This is a genomic window from Alcanivorax sp. (genome assembly GCF_040119285.1).
Taxonomy (GTDB): Bacteria; Pseudomonadota; Gammaproteobacteria; order Pseudomonadales; family Alcanivoracaceae; genus Alcanivorax.
The window spans coordinates 23,218-42,057 of sequence record NZ_JBEDTY010000029.1 but is presented as its reverse complement, the minus strand read 5'-3'; the positions used below and the strand labels follow the sequence as shown (position 1 = coordinate 42,057).

Genomic DNA, 18,840 nt, shown 5'->3' with positions numbered 1-18,840 from the left:
CTATTGCGATGCTGGCTGAATCACCACGGCCTGGCAGCTATCCGCAGAAGGAACGACCCGTGGCTGATACGCCTGAGTATGCCCCGTCTGTCGGCTCATGACACGGTTGATTGCAAAACCGAGAAACAGCCCCGCCATCCCCAGTAAAGCAGAGGCATCAACTATCTCAATGGGCACAGCCTCCCCCAGCAGGGCGCCGGCAAACAACAACGCCAACGGCAAGCCGTATACCCACAGCGCACCACGCATCAGCGCGCCCTCTGGCAAGGCCACGTTTACAGTATCGCCAACCTGGTGAGAATCTTGAGAAGGAACGCGCAGACGAGCGCGTTGGCCGGATTGCTGTTCATTAATGAGATGATGCCCGCAGCCGGCTTTTGCCTTGCAGGCACCGCAAGTGGAAGCACGCACGGTTTCCACCCAGATCGCCCCAGGCTCCACCGCCACAACAACCCCTTGCTCTTCCAGCATCAGGGTTGGCTATCTCGCACACGGATACCTTCAATTACCCGTTCTGCGGTCTTTTGCGGCACCTCACCCACCAGGGTGACTAGATAGGCCCCGCTGGGAGCAGTCAGACGGCGACTGACTGCCACCGTCGGGCCGACACGACTCACACCCTCTTCCACAGAGCTCTCACGCACCGCTTCCACAAAGACGGTGAAAGCCGCCAAGCCATCACTGTAACCCTGCGCAGCCACCGGTTCGCGATCGGAGCCGCCCTGTCGCCAATCCTGCTCCACGGAGGTAAAGCCCGACGGCATCCATTGCGCTTCCACTGATAATCGGTGAGAGGGATGAGAATCCGCCAGTGGTGTCAGATCACGTCCTTTCACGGTTTCAGGGATCGAAAAATCTTGTTCGCTGAGCGGCGCAGCTAACGTCAGAGTGACAAACTCCACCCGCTCAAGCGCCACCCCACTGCCATCAACGACTTCGGACTTCAACAACAGGTTACTGTCATTATCCAGCCACAACCGATAACCGTAGCGATGGGTGTCCAGCGGCGCCACACGCATGCGCGTGGCCGCTCGGCCAGCAACGCGGCCATCCCCATCCACAAGAATGTTGTACTGGGCGGGCACATCGCGGGCGATACGGTCACCCAACGCCAATGGCCCGGCGTGCTTGCGGTTAATGCGGGTAAGCGTGCCGTTCGGGTGCAGACACACCACTTCATCACCGCGGCGCAATACCTCGACCAATCGACCATCAAGATGGGTCAGTCGTTGAAATTCGCGACCACCAATGATGGCATGTCTTACTTCCATGGTGCTGACTTCCGCACCGAACTGATAAAGGAAACGACCGGTGTAATTAAGGGATCGATTAGCCTGAGCCATCGACTGGAGCTGATCCTGCGCTGGCGATGTATCCGCCAACGCCACTTCGGACAGCGCCAGAGCCGGCGAGCAGAGAGTCAGAAAAAAGGCAAGAGCTCGCAACATCATCCGCTAGCGTGCCCCGTGGCGGGCATCCATGCTTACCAGGCGGGCAAAGGGCATCATGCCCTGGCCACTATGACGTGCTGCGAAATCGCTATGGCGCAGCAACATGCTGTTCACACGGGGCTGGGCAGCCGGCACCGCAGCAGGGTTACTTGCCGTATTGGCTGTAAAGGTCTGAGATACCAGGGAGGTCTCGCCGAACGGGCGGCTGATGCGGTTGTCCGGGGCTGCAGCAGTCAACGCCGGCGCAGCCATGCTGTTCACCGACTGGCCACCTTCCCAAGTCTGCCAGCCGACCACCGTGGCCGCCGCCACCGAAGCCGCTACCGCCAAGCGTGCCATGCCGCCCAACCATGCAGGGCGGCGCGCAGGGAGCACTTCTTCCGCTAACGCGGCAGTGAGGCTGACATTAAAGCCCGCCGGAACGGCCATGGAAGCTTGGTTGTGCATAATATCGCTGGCCAACTGCCAACGGGCCAGCGTCTCCAGCTCGCTATTGTCGATATCACGCATTACCCGGCGGGTTTCCAGCTCGCTGGTTTCACCGTCTAGGAACGCGGACAGCGTTTCCAAATCCCTGTTCATACTCTCACCCTTTATCGCCGCGCTGTGAGCCCAAAAGCGGACGGACAGCTGTATCAATTGCTTCCCTGGCCCGAAAGATCCGAGACCGAACTGTGCCCACCGGGCATTCCATAACGACCGCAATATCCTCATAGCTGAGGCCCTCGAATTCACGCAGGGTTACCGCAGTCTTCAACTCTTGAGGCAGCTCATTGATTGCTGCATGGATTACCGCCTCCAGTTCCTCTGACAACACGAGGGACTCCGGGGTTCCAATCTCATGCAGCATTTCTGCACCAGCGTACTGCTCGGCTTCAGCAGCATCCAAATCAGAGCCCGGTGGACGCCGGCTGGCAGACACCAAATGATTTTTAGCGGTATTGACCGCGATACGATAAAGCCAGGTATAAAAGGCGCTGTCTCCACGGAATCGGGGCAGCGCGCGCCAAGCCTTGATAAAGGCTTCTTGGGCAACATCTTGAACCTCGTCCTGGTCACGCACATAACGGCTAATCAACGCAAAAAGGCGCTGCTGATACTTTCGTACCAACACCTCGAATGCGCGCTGATCGCCGGCTTTGGCTTTCTTGACCAACTCTTCGTCTGACACCGATCCCCCGGATCTATCGCGAAACGCGTAAAATAACCATGACTGCCTGACGATCAAGCAGCCTGTAAAACGCGCCATTGTAGCAGCTGGTCGAGCGGCGGCTACAGCAGGAAGGCGATTTCGCCACCTTTTCACATTGCTTGAACAATTACATGGTGACGCAAGGGCGACGAGACAACCGGTTATAGGACAGAGGTGCCCGCAAATGGTTCCCGGGCGGTAATTTGAAGTAATCTAATGAATCCGGGCCAGCCAAGGCTATGGCGTTATCGAATAATGCAGAGCATGCGCTGGCGAGCCAATTGCGGGGATAATGCACCAGATCACTCCCCCTTCCAGAAAAGGGAGCCACCCTGCCCATCAAGGCAAGACTCAACAGCTGCACACTTCAGGCCACGCTGAGCACATAAGAAATTTTTTAGAAACGTCCAAGTTTGGTCATTTAGCCAGGAGCGGATTCACCGCTATACTGGCCACCGCTCATGCCATACCGCATGGCCTCCCATGTCTATCCACAACAGGACTATCCATGGCCACCTACCGACACGATGTACTCATTATCGGCTCCGGCGCCGCAGGCCTTACGGCTGCACTTCGCCTGCCGAATGAGTGTCAGGTTGCCCTGCTCTCCAAAGGGGAGCTCACCAGCGCTAGCACCTACTACGCCCAGGGCGGAGTGGCCGCGGTGTTGGACCAAGAAGACTCACTGGAAAGTCATGTGGCCGATACCCATGTGGCTGGCGCAGGGCTATGCCAGGATGATGCGGTACGCTTTACGGTAGAAAATGGCCCCGACGCCATTCGTTGGTTGATTGATCTGGGCGTGGACTTCACCCGTTTCGATAGCGGTGACGGCAGTAAATTGCCCTACCACTTAACCCGCGAAGGCGGGCATAGCCATCGGCGCATCATTCATGCCGCCGATGCCACCGGCAAAGCCATCTCCGGCACATTGATCGAACAAGTCTGCAAAAAAGAAAACGTGATCCGCTTTGAGCACCGGGTGGCGGTGGACCTGATCGTACAGGAACACGACGGACCGCAAGGCAAAGAGCAACGTTGCTGTGGCGCCTACGTACACAACATTCAAACCGGCGAAACCGACGTTATTCTCGCCCGCTCCGTGGTGCTGGCCACCGGCGGGGCCTCCAAGGTGTACCTCTACACATCCAACCCGGATGTGGCCACCGGCGATGGCATTGCCATGGCCTGGCGAGCCGGCTGTCGGGTCGCCAATATGGAATTCATGCAGTTTCACCCCACCTGCCTCTATCACCCCAAGGCAAAAAGCTTCCTCGTTACCGAGGCCATCCGCGGCGAAGGCGGGCACCTGCTGCTCCCCAATGGCGAACGCTTCATGAACCGCTTTGATGAACGCGGCGAGTTAGCCCCCCGGGATGTGGTTGCCCGCGCCATTGACCACGAAATGAAACGGCTGGGCGCGGATTGTCTCTACCTTGATATCAGCCACAAACCCGCAGACTTCATTATCGAGCACTTCCCCACCGTATACGCCAAGTGCCTGCAGCTGGGGCTGGATATCACCCGCGACCCCATTCCGGTGGTCCCTGCGGCTCATTACACCTGCGGCGGCGTGATGATTAACAAGCATGGACAAACCGATGTGCCTGGCCTCTATGCCATTGGCGAAACCAGTTTTACCGGCTTACACGGAGCCAACCGCATGGCTAGCAATTCATTGCTGGAGTGCTTTGTGTACGGCAAAGCCACCGCTGACCATATTCGCGCCCACCTGGATAAAATCCCCACGCCAAGAGACGACAACGAATGGGATGAATCGCAGGTTACCGACTCGGATGAAGACGTGGTGATCAGCCACAACTGGGACGAGCTGCGTCGCTTCATGTGGGACTACGTGGGCATCGTGAGAACGGAAAAACGGTTGGAGAGAGCCCTGCACCGCGCCGAGCTACTAAAGAGCGAAATCGCCGAGTATTACAGCAACTACCACATCAGCAACGACCTACTGGAGCTACGTAATCTGGTGGTCATCGCCGAACTGATTATTCGCTCTGCCATGCAACGCAAAGAGAGCCGCGGCTTGCATTACATGCGCGATTTCCCAGCAACGAATGAAGAAACCGGAAATACGATCCTAACACCGGGGACGTTTTGACTGGCATAGAATCAAGCCGGATTACGGGTAAGGACGGAGCCACACGATGACCGTCCTGCACGAGCGATTCAATTGAACGTTCAACGTTGAAAAAAAGCCGGGGAACATCCCGGCTTTCCCTTCCAATGTTGTAGCGTGCGCTAGCCCCGCTGACGCTTAACCCAAAACCACTGATAAAAAGGCTGTAACTCGGCAACGGGCGCTTGGTCAGCAAACACATGCAGCCACCCCTTCGGCGTTTGCATTGCCAACCAAGGGCCATGGCGAATAACACGCAGGGGGCGCTCCATGACTTGCTTATGCCGGCCGATGATCGTCACCCCTTGCGCATCCAGCTCTAGCGCCTCCGGCTGAGGCAAACGCCAGCTCCTCACTAAAATAGGCAGCACACCAAGCAACACCAGCATGGCCCAAGCCGGTAATTGCGACAATACTATGGCCGCCGCTGCCAGCAATGCCGCCAACCACCGTAAACGCGCAGGATAGCGCGAAGCGGCCAGCTTAACCTTTCTTCGCGGAGACCAACCCGAGGACATGGCTCACATACTCATTTAACTGCGGATCTGCAGGCTCACTGCGGTAGGTGAACCACTCGAACATGTCCGCATCTTCACAGGCAAGCAAGGTGGCAAACTGTACTTGGCGCTCCACCGGCTCCGCGTCAAAGTGATTATCCAGATAGCCATACAGCACCACCTCCACTTCTGACGCACCCCGACGGCACTGCCAACGATATTTCCGCTTCAGGTCTTCATTACTCATTCAGCACTACCCTGATCAAACACTCCGGCGTCTTGCGACAATTAACCCATACAGCTTTCAGGCTGTGCGCGCATTATCTATCATGCCTGATGATTTCTCGACTCCCCCCCGGAGTCCCACGCCACGTTACACGTTAGGATAACAGGAGCCCCATGAGCTGGTCCGAGTTTATTGCCGCCCAACCCCTGGCAGATCACGCCTCCACGGATAACGCCCCCACATTAAGCCACTGCGATCACTTGGCTATTATCCGCGCTCATGGCGAGGAAGCCGGCCATTACCTGCAAGGTCAGCTGTCCTGCGACCTGCGCGAAGTGGATAACGGAGGGCACCTCACCGGCATGCATCTGAGCCTGAAAGGCCGTGGCCTGGTCAGCGTACGCATTGTTCGCGACGGTAACGACTACCTGATGCTCGGCCCAGCCGGACAAAGCGAAGCGGTAATCAAATCATTAATGAAATACCGCCTGCGCGCCAAAGTGGAATTTCAAGTGGACAACCAGGCCGTAATTCTGGGGCTTTCAGGCGCATTGCCCGGCGCCCTTCCCGAACCTGGGCAAAGCACCCGCAACGATCAAGGCCTGTGGCTACGCTACCCCAACACCGATCACGCACTGCTGATTACCCACACAGAGCAAGCGGAAGCCGTATGGGCGGCACTGGCTCAGGAACGCACAGCCCTCAACGGCAACGGCTGGCGGCTGGCCGACATCGACGCCGGCGAAGGCATGGTCTACCCGGGCGCAGAAGATCTATTCCTGCCTCAGGTTCTTAACTACGACGTCACCGCCGGCGTGAACTTTAAGAAAGGCTGCTACACCGGCCAGGAAGTAGTTGCACGCATGCACTTCAAGGGCAAGCTCAAGCAACGCATGCAACGGGTCGATTACACCGCCGATATGGACCTGACACCCGGTGAAACGCTACGCGACAGCAACGGCAAAGCCGCCGGTGAAGTGGTCAGCAGTGCCCGCACCCCTGCCGGGCACAGCGCCCTCGTGGTACTGCGCCGCAACACCGATGGTGTATTGTTCAAAGACGCCGAGCCGCTCAACAGCCAGCTCGGCACTCTACCCTATACCTTGCCCTGGAAAGATTAAGCCCCACGGAGCCCACACGCGCACGTAGGCCGAATTAGCCCCAAGTCTTTCCACATAAAAAAAGGCGCCGAAGCGCCTTTTTTTATGTGTCTTTCTAGCCCCTACTCAAGCCTTACCCAAATCCGCCAGCGGGTGCTTTGGCGCCGGGCAGCGGAAGAAACCCTCGATGTACTCTTTTGGCACCGACGCCACATCACGATGCCGGAAGCTGGGTTTGCCGTCCTTGTCGATTAACAAAGCTCGCACCCCTTCGCGAAAATCACCGTGTAGTGAACATTGCACCGCCAAGCACCACTCCATCCTAAACACCTCTGCCAGGTCGTAATAAGTGGAACGATCCAGTTGCTCCCACACCAGATGAGCCGTTTGCGGGCAACCTCGCTCAAGGTTACCCAGTGCCTTGTCCAGCCAACGGTCACGTTCTTTCACGCTCAGCAGCTGCTCAGTGACAACGGTAATGTCCTCGCCATCGCACAAACGGTTAATTAATGGCATATGGTCAATCAACGGGTGCGGCAGATCTCTCATGTCCGCGGCCTGCTGTTTGAACAAGCGATAGATCACCGCGCGATTTTCCGCTTCGTTATCCGCATAATTCTGCTCGGCCAGCGCGTCCAGCAGGCTGTCGGCATCCGCCTCTACCATGCGATCGGCCATGCCAATTTCCACAGCTTCACGACCGTTGATGTGAACCCCAGTAAGGCCAAGGAACAAGCCCACCCTTCCAGGCAAACGATTCAGGAACCAGCTGCCACCCACATCAGGGAACAGGCCGATGGTAATTTCCGGCATGGCCATGCGCGAGCGGGGCGTTACCAAACGGAAATCCGCACTCTGCAGCAGCCCCATGCCACCGCCCATAACAATGCCATCACCAAAGACGATCACCGGAATCGCACTCGTATGCAGACGATAATCCAGCACATATTCCGCTGCGAAATACTCTTCGGTAACCGGGTTTCGGCCTTCACCGGCATGTTTCACCATGGATTTATGCATCTGCACGATATCACCACCCGCACAGAGCGCCTTGTCGCCAGCCCCATCCAGCCAGATCGCCACAATATCGGAACGCTGCTCCCAAGCATCCAGCTTATCGCTCAACAGCGTGATCATTTCCAAGCTCAGCGCATTCAGGGATTTGGGGGCATTCAACGTCGCGCGGGCAATAACACGGCCGCAACGGGTTTCGATTTCGGAAAACAACACGCAGTCAGACACAACAACTCCTTGGTCTCAATTCGGCAAAGATGGTACCGCGGTGGGCGGCAAGCTCCAAGCTGGAAACGGGCAAAAGGCCATCCAGATTATGAATGCCTTACTCCGCGCTGCAAGCTATCAGGTAGTGAGGCAAGCGATGTTCACGTCGAAAGGTCGCTACGGGAAGATTGGTGTGTGAGCCGCGGCCCACAAAGCACCTTACACGGGGCACAACGCCGTTAGTTGTCGTGTGGCCGCAGATGCCAATTCGCCTTGCAGTGGGCGGCTTGCCTTTATTCTGGCACGGACCAATCAATAGCGGTTTTACCGTGCTGGAGCAAATATTGATTGGCACGGGAAAAGTGACCACAGCCGAGAAAACCTCGGTAAGCCGACAGTGGAGACGGATGTGGAGCGCTTAGCACACAGTGTTTTTCGCGGTCGATCAGACGGCCTTTTTTCTGAGCATGACTGCCCCACAATAAAAACACTAACTCCTCACGTTCGCGGTTTAAGTGCTCAATGGCCTGATCGGTAAACGTTTCCCACCCTTGCTTCTGGTGAGAGCCAGCCTGGCCTGCTTCCACGGTGAGCACCGCGTTAAGCAGCAAAACACCCTGCTCTGCCCAATAGGTCAGGTTGCCATGGGCAGGAATATCAAAACCTAGATCTCGGTGAATTTCCTTGTAAATATTCATCAGTGATGGCGGAGTCTTGACGCCATGTTGAACGGAAAAACACAGGCCATGGGCTTGGTTGGGGCCGTGGTAAGGGTCCTGACCCAGGATGACCACTTTCACACAGTCAAAGGGCGTCAAGTTGAAGGCGTTAAAAATATCTGGCCCCGGCGGGAAAACCGTTTTTCCTTCACGCTTCTGTTGCGCTAAAAAATGGCGCAACTGCGCCATATAGTCCCGTTGAAACTCCCCCTCAAGGTGCTGTTTCCAGCCCGGCTCCAACGGCACAACTTTGCTGTCAGGGGTGTTCACGGCATAGGCATTAACCATGGGGGATCACTTTCTCCATCAAGTTGTGCATCCGTTTCTCCGCAAACGCCTGGGAGACTTTTTCCGGGTGCACCAACAAACGCTGCTCAATGGTCAGGAAGGTAGAGAAGATTAACTCCCCATCCAGCTTGGGGTGTTTACAACCAAACAGCTCACACGCCATGGCCAAGGTTTCCACATGCTGGGCCAAATACATATCAGCCATTTTCCGCAGCCGCGGATCAAGAACGGCTTCCTGAATAAACGCCTGCTCAGCCACAATATGATCACGACGATTTTGCAACTCATCAACGATGAAAGCGCCCATCATCTGAGCAAGCAGCTGCACCAACCGCCCCCGTTCTTGCGGGTTTTTCAGGCTCTCCCGGGAAAACTGCGACATCAACCCGAACGCTTGCTCTTTAAAGGGTTCGACCACCTCCTTTATTGCTCGCTCTGCGAACAATGCGAAGGTGTCAGCGATCAAATCAGAGAGATCTTTAAAGTAATAGGTTGTCGCAGAAAGCGGGACGCCCGCTTCACGGGCAACCGAACGGTGGCGAACCGCCCGGATACCATCGCGCACAATAATATTCAACGAGGCCTCAAGAATAGCCTGTCGACGCTGTTCGCTACCCGTTCGGCGCGTTTTCCTTCCCTGGTACTGAATTTCAGTTGTCATGGATACAGCCAGCCTGTGTTATCACACCCTAAATTGTATCACTCTCCCTGTAACGCTCCTGCAACACAACGGGCGAAAATGACGCCCGAAAACACCGTTCTTACCGGCCATGGGGCCGCATATGCGGAAACAGAATAACGTCACGAATGGACGGTGCATCGGTAAACAACATTACCAGACGATCGATGCCGATGCCCTCACCAGCGGTCGGTGGCAGGCCATGCTCAAGCGCGACCACATAATCTTCATCGTAGAACATGGCTTCGTCGTCACCTGCGGCTTTTTCTTCCACCTGCTGACGGAAACGCTCGGCTTGGTCTTCCGCATCATTCAACTCGGAGAAGCCGTTGGCAATTTCACGACCACCCACAAAAAATTCAAACCGCTCTGTCACAAAGGGGTTATCGTCCATGCGGCGCGCCAGCGGCGAAACCTCGGTGGGATACTCGGTAATAAAGGTGGGATCTTTCAGGCGGTGTTCCACCGTCTTCTCAAAAATCTCGATCTGCACCTTACCCAGGCCATAACCATTCTTAAGCGGAATACCCAAGCCGGTGGCGATCTCACGCGCGCCCTCAATATCTGCCAATTTGGCGGCATCAATATCAGGATTAAAATGCAAAATGGAATCGAACACCGTCATGCGGATAAAAGGTTTGCCAAAATCAAACACATCGCCCTGGTAAGCCACATCCGTGCTGCCCAACACCGTCTCGGCCAAGGTGCGCAGCATTTCTTCGGTCAGGTTCATCAGGTCGTGGTAATCACCAAACGCCTGGTAGAATTCTAGCATGGTGAATTCCGGGTTATGCCGGGTCGAGAGGCCTTCATTGCGGAAGTTACGGTTAATCTCGAACACTTTTTCGAAACCGCCTACCACCAACCGCTTCAAGTACAGTTCCGGCGCAATGCGCAAGTACATGTCCATGTCTAAGCTATTGTGGTGAGTAATAAACGGGCGCGCAGTCGCGCCGCCTGGAATCACCTGCAGCATGGGTGTTTCCGCTTCCACGAAATCTTTTTGTACCAGAAAGTTGCGAATCCCGGCCACAATTTTGGCGCGGATCTGGAACGTCTTTCGAGTGTCCTCGTTAACGATCAAGTCCACATAACGCTGGCGGTACCTGGCTTCGGTATCAGTCAGCCCCTTATGCTTTTCGGGCAGCGGGCGCAGGGATTTGGTGAGCAACAAATACTCATCCATCATCACATACAGGTCGCCCTTACCGGATTTACACAGCGTGCCACGTACCCCAATGATGTCGCCCAGATCCCAGCTCTTGGTTTCTTTACGCACATCGCGGGTTTCGTCCTTGGGCGCGAAAATCTGAATACGCCCAGACATGTCCTGTAGTACCTTGAAGGCTTTGCGATCCAGCATCATACGGCCGGCTACCGCTACCTGAATATTTTTCTCTTCCAGCTCTTCCTTGGTGAATTCGCCATACTGCGCTTGCAAATCGGCGGCAAGGGAATCCCTGCGAAAATGATTGGGAAACGGGTTACCGCCTTCGCGTAACTCGGCCAACTTGGCACGACGTTCTGCAATGAGACGGTTTTCGGCAGCGGCCTGCTGCGAGGCGTCGACATTCTGTGTGGTGTTGTCTTGGCTCATAACTCAGTGCTTCCGGTAAAGCGCCAGGCGCCGCACGCTTAACGCCTGACGCTTTGGAGTTAGCGTCAAGCGGCAAGCGTCAGGCACCCAGCGTATCAATCACAATCCCGCTTTTAGGGAGGCTTCAATAAAGGGATCCAGGGCACCATCCAGTACCGCCTGGGTATTACGGTTTTCCACCCCTGTGCGCAAATCCTTGATGCGCGCATCATCGAGAACATAAGAGCGAATTTGGCTGCCCCAACCGATGTCAGCCTTGCTGTTTTCCAAGGCTTGCTTCTCGGCATTACGCCGCTGCATTTCCAGCTCATAGACCTTAGCCTGCATCATCTTCATGGCCTTGTCTTTGTTCTGGTGCTGGCTTCGCTCGCTCTGGCACTGGGTGACTACGGTATGCTCAGTGCCCCCATCATCCTTAAAGAGGTAGGTCAGGCGCACCGCAGAATCGGTCCGGTTAACGTGCTGACCACCCGCGCCGGACGCCCGGTAAGTATCCACCCGCATATTGCCCAAATCGATTTCAATATCGATATCGTCATCCACCTCAGGAGACACAAACACGGAGCTGAATGAGGTATGGCGGCGGCCACCGGAATCGAAAGGGCTTTTGCGCACTAGCCGATGCACGCCGGTTTCAGTGCGCAACCAGCCGTAAGCATAATCACCTTCAAAGCGCACTGTGGCAGATTTGATACCCGCTACATCGCCGGCGGAAGCTTCCACCAGCTCTGTTTTAAAACCGTGGGCTTCGCCCCAACGCAGGTACATGCGCAACATCATCTCTGCCCAATCTTGGGCTTCGGTGCCACCGGAACCGGATTGAATATCCAAGTAGGCACTGCAGGGGTCCATCTGCCCGGAGAACATGCGACGGAATTCCAGATCCGCCACCATCTTTTCCAGATCTCGCAGATCGCTTTCCACTTCTGAAAGAGTATCTTCGTCGCCCTCTTCCACCACCAGGTCCAACAAGGCTGAGGTGTCCCCTAAGCCCTGGCTAGCGTCGTCGATGGTTTTCACCACCCCCTCCAACTGAGAGCGCTCCTTACCCAACGCCTGAGCATAGGGCGGATCATTCCAGACATCGGGGCTTTCGAGCTCGCGCTCGACTTCAGTCAGGCGTTCACTCTTTTGAACGTAGTCAAAGATACCCCCTGAGCGCTTCGACACGCTCGGCGAGGTCGGAAAGGTGGGTTCGCAGCGGATTGACTTCCATTACGTCTCTCTGAAATTGCAGAAATAGGTGCCAAGCCGGATTGGTGCTCGGCAGACGGCGAAGTTTAACGGTTTGCGGGGGCACTGACGAGGGGCGAGCAACCTCCCCCCTGGCCACGCGCCAAGGCTGGATAACGCAACCCCCAACGAAGACAGATTTACCACAAAGTACACAGTAATCGCCTACGAAAAGGGGGCTCTCTCTGTGTACCTTTCTATGTACTCTGCGGGCGCTGTGATGAACAGGCTTTTTATTGCACCACTCGCGACGTTATTCAGTGCTTCCTGCGGCAATACCGATCAATCTTTCAGCTCGTAAACGTGGTACGCCGCCGGTTTCATATTATCGATGGTGGTGCCAATGTAGCTGGCGTTTTTCGGAATGCCAGAACCGGTGTTGAATACCTTGAAGCGGCGGACTTCTTTCGGCGTGTCTATCACCGTATCCGCGTCCACTTCCACCCACATGAAAATCACGGCTTCCTGCAGAACGTAATCCACCCGCAGCACCCTACCCTCTTGCTGCAAACGGATGTCTTGCACGTCACCGTTGATATTAAGCCGATGCTTATGAATCGTTTTCATTTGAGCCCCTCCGTTAAGGACACACCACAGCAGTAGCGATAGCCACGCCGCAAAGTGGTTGTAGCACGGCCTTTGGGGCCGCGCACCAAAGAAATAAGGGCGCCCGGTATCGAGCGCGATGGGCAATCCTAGCAAAAACCACGGGCCCAGACAGCCATTGTCGACAATTTTGCCGCGGTGACGGATGCAGCTCAGCAGGCCTGCTTAACGAAGCTATATCGCTTTAAAGCCAATCTCGGATTACGCCTTTCAGGCTAACCCCAACCTTGTTCTCTACTCCCGCGTCACCTCAACCCATTGCCCTTTACTGCGCGCTTGGCGGCTGCCGTCGTACATGGCTTGCACGTTCCAAGCAGGCAGGTAGAAGCGTCCGGCGAAGGAGGCATTGAGCGCCACCCGCACGGTGAGGCGATGCTTGCTGCCCGGTTTCAGATCGAAATAATGCATCACCCGGTCGTCGCGCAGGTCCTGGTAGGTAATACGCTCCTGCTGCTCATCGCTGCCATCCAGCCGGCTGCTGGTAATCTGCCAGCCGGAAGGAAGGATTTGGGTGAGAGCCAAATTTTCCAAGGTGCGGTTACCGGTGTTGGTAATGGTGACTTCGGCCACAAAATCCTGCCCTTGAGGCAACTTTTGCGGGCTCACCGCTTGGCCATCCGCAAAGAAGCGGGTGCTAAGGGTGAGCCCTTCACTGCTGGCCTGTTCGTTACCCGGCAGCGGCGTTCCCACATTGCTCAGGGTGGCAAACAGCTTACGCTGGCTATCATTGCGCACGGTAAAGGCCTGGGCGTGCTGGCTATCGGCCAGCGTTTGGCGATACACCGGTGAGGTGGCTGCGATCTTCTGCCATGCCTGCTTGCCTTCGCGAATCGCAAACCGGTAGCCCTGCTCATCACTCTGACTGCCGGCATAACGGGCCATGGCCATGAGCGACCACGCGGTGGTTTGCGTGCTGTACCAATTGTCACTGGCCAGCTGGCTGGCAATGTCCTCTGCCAGGGTCCAGGCCTCGGCGCTATCACCACGGGCATCGGCCACGGTGAGGCGGATAGCCTGGTCACGCAACTGAGAGCCATAGGTGTAGCTAGCGCCGTCGTATTCCAGGCCCGACGCCGCCGTGGCGGTGAGTTCCGCCGCCACGTCGCTAAGCCCCATTTGCAGGTATGCCGCCGCCAGCAACCAACGACCACTATGGTAGCTGGCACTGCGCGCGTAATCCGCCCGGGCCATCTGCAAGCGTTCGCGCAGGCGATTCATGACGCCCACTTGGGGCTTGCCGGCCAGTGCCAGGGTGTATTGGCGGTAAGCTTCCGCGCTCCACTGCCAGGGGCGATCGCCCAGGCTCTGGCTACGGCGAATCTGGTAGGCGGTCCAGTTATCTAACATGGCCGCCGGCACGGCATAACCGAGCCGCTTGGCTTCAAGCAAGAAATGGCCCGCATAACTGGTGCCCCAATCACTGGCATTGGCCAAACCCGGCCAGTAGCTGAAACCGCCATCGGCCAGTTGGAACCGCTGCAGCCGCTCGATGCCAGCGGCAATGTTATTTTGAACGTCCTGGCCTTGTTGCTCATCCAGTTGCAGCAACTGATTCAGGTACAGCTGCGGCAACACCGCCGAGGTGGTTTGTTCGATGCAGCCATGGGGGTAGCGCAGCAGGTAATCCAAACGACGCTCTAGCCCCATGGCAGGCAAGGCACTAACCACCACGGTACTGCTGTTAGTACCGGCCATGCCGTGAGGTTGGGATTCCAGCGCCCACAGTTCACCGGGCGCCAGCACCTTGCGGATATCACGGGTGGTGGGCGGGTTGGCCGCCCGCACTGGCAAGTGCACGGTTTCCGACGTGCTGTGCTCGCCCCCTTTCGCGGTGACGGTGATATCGCCGATACCCACCTGCTGTTTGGCGGTGATTTTCAGCACGGCAATCTGATCGGACGGGCTGGTGAAGGTGAGCGATGCCTCGCCCTGCTCCACCTCAAACAGATCGTTGTCCGCCTCCACGGTCAGGGTCACGTTCTTTAGGCTGTCGTCGGTGACAAACACGGTTACCGGCAACGCAACACTTTCTCCCGGGCCTAATACCCGCGGCAAGGTGCTCAGCACGGTGAGCGGCTGGGTCACGGTAATATCCTGCTCTGCCTTGCCGTAGGCGCCGTTATCGCCGGCCACCACCATGGCCCGTACCTGCCCCATATAGGGCGGCAAAGTAATATCGTGGTGCGCGGTTTCATGGCTATCTAACGGGAAAGGGCCGAGGAATTTCACCACTGGCGGGAACCGACGGCGTTGCTTTTCTCGGCCATCATCGGAGCCATCGGAGCCCCCCAGCGCCAGCAGCTGATCCAGCTCTGCACCGTAGGCGCCAACCACCATGTCGAATAGATCCCAGGTGAGCACCCCCAAGGCTTCACGGCGGTAGAAGCTGTCGTGGGGGTTCGGGGTTTGGTAATGGGTGAGGCCGAGCAAACCTTCGTCCACCAATGCCAGGGTGTAGGTCATCGGCTTACCCTGCTGCTCACTCACCTCCACCGTGAAGGTCTCTTCGGGTTTCACCTTTTGCGGGGCACTCAGTTGCGGGTTGAGGCGCGTATTGGGGTCATCCACCAGCAACGGCACCAGCCCATAAAGGCGAATGGGCCGGTCGTTACTGCGGCCACTGTGCGGTTGCAGCAGGGCCACATGCACATACACATTGGGGGCCATGTTGGCGGTGATGGGGATATCCAATGTTTGTGTTGTGCCGTTAGCGTCCAGCCAATAGTGGTCCAGCACTCGGGAGCCGGTTTCCAGGCTCACCAGCAGACGACCCTTGGCCACGGCGGGCAGTTCAATATGGGCGATATCCCCTACCGCATAGCGGTCCTGATCGGCGGAGAGTGACAGCCGTGTAGCTGCATCCTGACTCCCGCTGGCCTGCTCCCAGCTCCAGCCCAGATAGACTGTTTGCGCGGTGCAATGGTCACTTTGCCGATCACAGATACGGATCAGGTGGCGACCCCAGTCGTAGTCTTCCCCGTTCAGGTTCCATTGTGCGCGGCCTTGGCCATCGGTGGTGATTTGAGCCTGGGCCACGCGCTGGGTGTTGGGGTCGCTAATGTAGTTGCTCAGGTCATCGCCTGAACGATCCCACCACCAGCGCCAGTCAATCTGGTAGACACTGATGTCCAGGGGCCGACTAGGCTCTGCTTTGCCATCGCTGTTCAGGCTGATCAGATCAATGGCGTGCTGGCCTTCGCGGGACAACGCACCGCCCCAACCACTGCCTTGCGGAATACGCATGCCCACCCAGTGCTTGAACGGGTACACCGGCACGCTGCGAATTTGGGTGCTGTAATCGCCGCTGTTTTCAAACACACGGGTGGTCAGGGTGGCACGCAGCATGCCCGGGGTCTGGTCCACATTCACAGTGAGCGGCACGGTAGCGTTGCCCTGCCCGTCCACGTTGCCCTCGAAGGCAGTGAATGGTTCGCTGCTCAGTTTCCGGGTGGGGTCGTCGAAGTGATAAGCATCGTAGCCATCGAAGCGGGTGGTCCGTGCACTAACGCGCACCTGCATGTCCGCTTCCAGATTGGCCGCAGTGGCGCCATTGAGCCATTGGGTAAACAAGCCAATGTCCGTGGCCTCGTTGGCATACAGGGTTTCGGGCAAATCCAGCTCGATCTTCAGCCGGTTAGGCTTAATTGCTTCCACCCGGATGGGGGTATCGAAATAACGCTCCCCCAGCCGCGCCACTGCACGCCAGTTACCGGTGGGCGCGTCTTCGTCCGTGTGCAAGGTAAAGGCATAGAAGTCACCCACGGGTGTATCCAGGGTGTAGCTTTTCACCTTATTCCCTCTGGGGTCGAACCAGTCCAGCGTCAGCGGGTGACCCTCGGGAATCATGTTGTCCTGATCTTCCAGAATGAAGGTGAGGTGGATGGCATCACCGGGACGCCACACATCTCTTTCGCCGTAGAAAAAGCCTTTTAGGCCATCACGAACCTGCTGGCCACCGGTGTTGAACTGGTTAGTGGGCAAGGCCCGGTTACGGGCCAGCTTCAGGTAGCCGTTGTCCCGATCCTTGACCGCTTCCAGATAATAAGCGTTGCCTTCAAGGGTGAGGCTGGCCATGCCTTGGGCATCGGTGAGCCCCATGCCCACTTGCTGCAGCTGGTAGTTGTAGGCTTTCAGCACCACGTCTTCAGCAGGCGTATTGCTATCCAGCTCGGTGGCCACCACCAGCAAGGTGTCGTTCTGGCCTTGCTTGGCAATCAACCCCAGGTTGGAAGCCAAGAAAGCCCGAGTGCTGCTGGCCAGGTCGTTATATTCGTAGTAGCTGTCGGAGCAGGGGTTATCTTTTTCGTACCAGCTCAGGTAACCGCCATCAATGTAATAGTTTTCGTAGAGATCATTGCCGCCATCATCTTGCCCGGGGCCTTCGTAATTGTCGGGCAGGGTAGTCTTTTTATGCAGGGCACCGTCCGGGCAGTGGTAGCTGATGTCGTCGCCATCGATGGCCAGGGTTAGATGCACCAGGCCATTGGGGTGTTTGGCCATCAGCTCGGTGAGGTCCAGCTGATAACGCTGCCAGCCATCGCCAGTGCCCGGCAGGCTCAGGGTTTTCTGCCACAGGTAGCGGCCAGTGCGTGAATCCATATCCGCTTCATTCAGTTCACTGGCCTGCAAATAGCGGCCGATATTGTCATCGAATACCCGGAATGCCTGCACTTTTACCGAGCGCACCCCCACCGTTTCAAAAGGCACACTGAGTTGCTTGCCATCGGGCAAAATAGTGCCTTCGCCAACGAAGCGAACCCCTGGCTTGTTGGCCATCAGGGTCAGGTTCTTTTCCAGTGTCTTCGCCAGGCGCCCCTGGCTGGCCGAGCGCAAGCTGGCGTCGATGACCAACGCCACATCGTCGTCCAGCTCTTCCTGCGGGTAAATGCGCAGGGTGCTGGCGTCTACCTCCACGCGGGCATTGTTGTCATTGAGGGTAACCAGGCCTTTCAGGTTCTGGGTGGCGTTCAGTGCTTCAGAGAAATTCACCTGGATGTGGGGTTGGGGGTAACTGACCGCGCGCACATTGGTGACCGCGAAATTTTTCAGCGCCGGTACGATGTAGTGGCGTTTACCGTTGTTGCTCAGCCCCAAGGGCGCCGCATCCCAGCTCAGGGACACATCGCTGGCTTGCTGCTCACGAACAATGCTGCTCACTGAAAATGCATGGCGAAGCCCGGCGCTGTCATGCTGCCAGGCAATGGTTAAGGCATCACCGTTCTGGCTGGCGGCCAGCACCGACTCCACCTTGTCGTCGTCCGCCAGGTCACGGGTCTCAAGGCTGCCGCGTAACACCATCTCACGGCCATCCTCGGTGGGTAACAGGGACTCCACGGTGAGGCTCAATTGCTGGCGCAATACCTGCAGGGAAAATTCTGCCGGGCTCAAGGCGTCGTCCACATTAGCCAACCCCTGTGCGTACAACACCAGGGTCAGCGATTCACCACCGGACAAAGGTTCTAAGGGGCGAACTTCCAATCGATCTTCAGCGGTAAACACCGCCGTCACCGAACGTTCCGGCAGCAGCCGCACCACGCCAGACTGGGGTTTATCAAACTGATCGGGGCTGGCCACGGGATGATTGAAGCGCACGATCAGCGGTGCACGGGCACTGATGGTGCCGGCGGGCAGGCTCGCCAGATGGGTCTGCCAGCGCTGATCCAGTGGCGAGACGGCGGGCGCTGCGTCATTTCCCTCTGCGGCGGCGCCGTTATTATCCTCGTTGCGGGTGGTGTCTCCGGCTTCATCACAGCCGATAATCAACAGCACCGCCCACAACATCAATAGACGAAAAACCGACAAACCCCGACGTGGCATGAAACCCTTCCCCTGGAAAAATGATTAACGTGGAAAACATACCACACACATGGGCATTCGTTGGGCCACTATCGTACCGG

At 57.0% G+C, this 18,840-nt stretch carries 15 protein-coding genes; 2 read left to right on the top strand and 13 right to left on the bottom strand.

Translation table 11 applies throughout. From position 1 onward, the window contains the following. From ABNH10_RS07255 to rpoE, 4 genes are read right to left on the bottom strand one after another with little or no spacing between them, the layout of a single operon-like run. Positions 1–471 (bottom strand): SoxR reducing system RseC family protein, encoded by a 471-nt coding sequence (locus ABNH10_RS07255; protein ID WP_349385302.1) that lies wholly within the window; start codon positions 469–471, stop codon positions 1–3. After that, positions 471–1,451, bottom strand: a complete 981-nt coding sequence (locus ABNH10_RS07250) for a MucB/RseB C-terminal domain-containing protein (RefSeq protein WP_349385301.1) — start codon at positions 1,449–1,451, stop codon at positions 471–473. Before ABNH10_RS07250 ends, ABNH10_RS07255 begins: the two co-directional genes overlap by 1 nt. Positions 1,452–1,454: 3 nt before the next feature. After that, positions 1,455–2,033: a sigma-E factor negative regulatory protein gene (locus tag ABNH10_RS07245; protein ID WP_349385300.1), complete on the bottom strand. Its 579-nt coding sequence runs from the start codon at positions 2,031–2,033 to the stop codon at positions 1,455–1,457. Positions 2,034–2,037: 4 nt separating this feature from the next. Next, a complete protein-coding gene (rpoE, locus tag ABNH10_RS07240) occupies positions 2,038–2,622 on the bottom strand; it encodes an RNA polymerase sigma factor RpoE (protein ID WP_011588920.1) in 585 nt (194 codons plus the stop codon). Between the two features lie 529 nt (positions 2,623–3,151). Here rpoE and nadB point away from each other — a divergent pair. Next, positions 3,152–4,759, top strand: coding sequence for an L-aspartate oxidase (gene nadB / locus ABNH10_RS07235; protein WP_349385299.1), 1,608 nt, complete (start codon positions 3,152–3,154; stop codon positions 4,757–4,759). 140 nt (positions 4,760–4,899) lie between these two features. Here the strand turns inward: nadB and ABNH10_RS07230 are convergent, their stop codons facing one another. Both ABNH10_RS07230 and ABNH10_RS07225 read right to left on the bottom strand, forming a co-directional pair. Further along, positions 4,900–5,295, bottom strand: a complete 396-nt coding sequence (locus ABNH10_RS07230; RefSeq protein ID WP_231483500.1) for a hypothetical protein — start codon at positions 5,293–5,295, stop codon at positions 4,900–4,902. Beyond that, complete coding sequence (locus ABNH10_RS07225) at positions 5,261–5,521, bottom strand: FAD assembly factor SdhE (protein WP_035461147.1); 261 nt, start codon at positions 5,519–5,521, stop codon at positions 5,261–5,263. The genes ABNH10_RS07230 and ABNH10_RS07225 overlap by 35 nt, the downstream gene beginning before the upstream one ends. A gap of 152 nt (positions 5,522–5,673) precedes the next feature. On the opposite strand from ABNH10_RS07225, the gene ygfZ reads away from it, so the two are divergent. Next, positions 5,674–6,621 (top strand): CAF17-like 4Fe-4S cluster assembly/insertion protein YgfZ, encoded by a 948-nt coding sequence (gene ygfZ, locus ABNH10_RS07220; RefSeq protein WP_349385298.1) that lies wholly within the window; start codon positions 5,674–5,676, stop codon positions 6,619–6,621. Positions 6,622–6,726: 105 nt separating this feature from the next. Here ygfZ and ABNH10_RS07215 read toward each other — a convergent pair whose 3' ends face one another. The 7 genes from ABNH10_RS07215 to ABNH10_RS07185 form a co-directional block, all read right to left on the bottom strand. Continuing rightward, a complete protein-coding gene (locus tag ABNH10_RS07215) occupies positions 6,727–7,842 on the bottom strand; it encodes an enoyl-CoA hydratase/isomerase family protein (RefSeq protein ID WP_349385297.1) in 1,116 nt (371 codons plus the stop codon). A gap of 272 nt (positions 7,843–8,114) precedes the next feature. Then, on the bottom strand, positions 8,115–8,828 hold the full coding sequence (gene ung / locus ABNH10_RS07210; protein WP_349385296.1) for a uracil-DNA glycosylase: 714 nt from the start codon (positions 8,826–8,828) through the stop codon (positions 8,115–8,117). Beyond that, positions 8,821–9,489, bottom strand: coding sequence for a TetR/AcrR family transcriptional regulator (locus tag ABNH10_RS07205; protein WP_349385295.1), 669 nt, complete (start codon positions 9,487–9,489; stop codon positions 8,821–8,823). Before ABNH10_RS07205 ends, ung begins: the two co-directional genes overlap by 8 nt. A 100-nt stretch (positions 9,490–9,589) precedes the next feature. Then, entirely contained in the window at positions 9,590–11,104 is a 1,515-nt protein-coding gene (gene lysS / locus ABNH10_RS07200) for a lysine--tRNA ligase (RefSeq protein WP_349385294.1), read from the bottom strand. Between the two features lie 99 nt (positions 11,105–11,203). Further along, a protein-coding gene (prfB, locus tag ABNH10_RS07195; RefSeq protein ID WP_349385293.1) for a peptide chain release factor 2 occupies positions 11,204–12,320 on the bottom strand; the annotation gives its coding sequence in 2 pieces (ribosomal slippage) (positions 11,204–12,247 and positions 12,249–12,320; 1,116 coding nt in all). A gap of 299 nt (positions 12,321–12,619) precedes the next feature. Next, a complete protein-coding gene (locus ABNH10_RS07190; RefSeq protein WP_349385292.1) occupies positions 12,620–12,904 on the bottom strand; it encodes a DUF7352 domain-containing protein in 285 nt (94 codons plus the stop codon). A gap of 273 nt (positions 12,905–13,177) precedes the next feature. After that, a complete protein-coding gene (locus tag ABNH10_RS07185) occupies positions 13,178–18,760 on the bottom strand; it encodes an alpha-2-macroglobulin family protein (RefSeq protein WP_349385291.1) in 5,583 nt (1,860 codons plus the stop codon). Positions 18,761–18,840: the final 80 nt, after the last annotated feature.

Coding starts and splice junctions, on each gene's coding strand:
- lysS (WP_349385294.1), bottom strand. CDS start 11,104: ATGAGCCAAGACAACACCACACAGAATGTCGACGCCTCGCAGCAGGCC.
- ABNH10_RS07225 (WP_035461147.1), bottom strand. CDS start 5,521: ATGAGTAATGAAGACCTGAAGCGGAAATATCGTTGGCAGTGCCGTCGG.
- ABNH10_RS07250 (WP_349385301.1), bottom strand. CDS start 1,451: ATGATGTTGCGAGCTCTTGCCTTTTTTCTGACTCTCTGCTCGCCGGCT.
- ABNH10_RS07245 (WP_349385300.1), bottom strand. CDS start 2,033: ATGAACAGGGATTTGGAAACGCTGTCCGCGTTCCTAGACGGTGAAACC.
- ung (WP_349385296.1), bottom strand. CDS start 8,828: ATGGTTAATGCCTATGCCGTGAACACCCCTGACAGCAAAGTTGTGCCG.
- ABNH10_RS07185 (WP_349385291.1), bottom strand. CDS start 18,760: ATGCCACGTCGGGGTTTGTCGGTTTTTCGTCTATTGATGTTGTGGGCG.
- ABNH10_RS07255 (WP_349385302.1), bottom strand. CDS start 471: ATGCTGGAAGAGCAAGGGGTTGTTGTGGCGGTGGAGCCTGGGGCGATC.
- ABNH10_RS07205 (WP_349385295.1), bottom strand. CDS start 9,489: ATGACAACTGAAATTCAGTACCAGGGAAGGAAAACGCGCCGAACGGGT.
- nadB (WP_349385299.1), top strand. CDS start 3,152: ATGGCCACCTACCGACACGATGTACTCATTATCGGCTCCGGCGCCGCA.
- ABNH10_RS07190 (WP_349385292.1), bottom strand. CDS start 12,904: ATGAAAACGATTCATAAGCATCGGCTTAATATCAACGGTGACGTGCAA.
- ABNH10_RS07230 (WP_231483500.1), bottom strand. CDS start 5,295: ATGTCCTCGGGTTGGTCTCCGCGAAGAAAGGTTAAGCTGGCCGCTTCG.
- ygfZ (WP_349385298.1), top strand. CDS start 5,674: ATGAGCTGGTCCGAGTTTATTGCCGCCCAACCCCTGGCAGATCACGCC.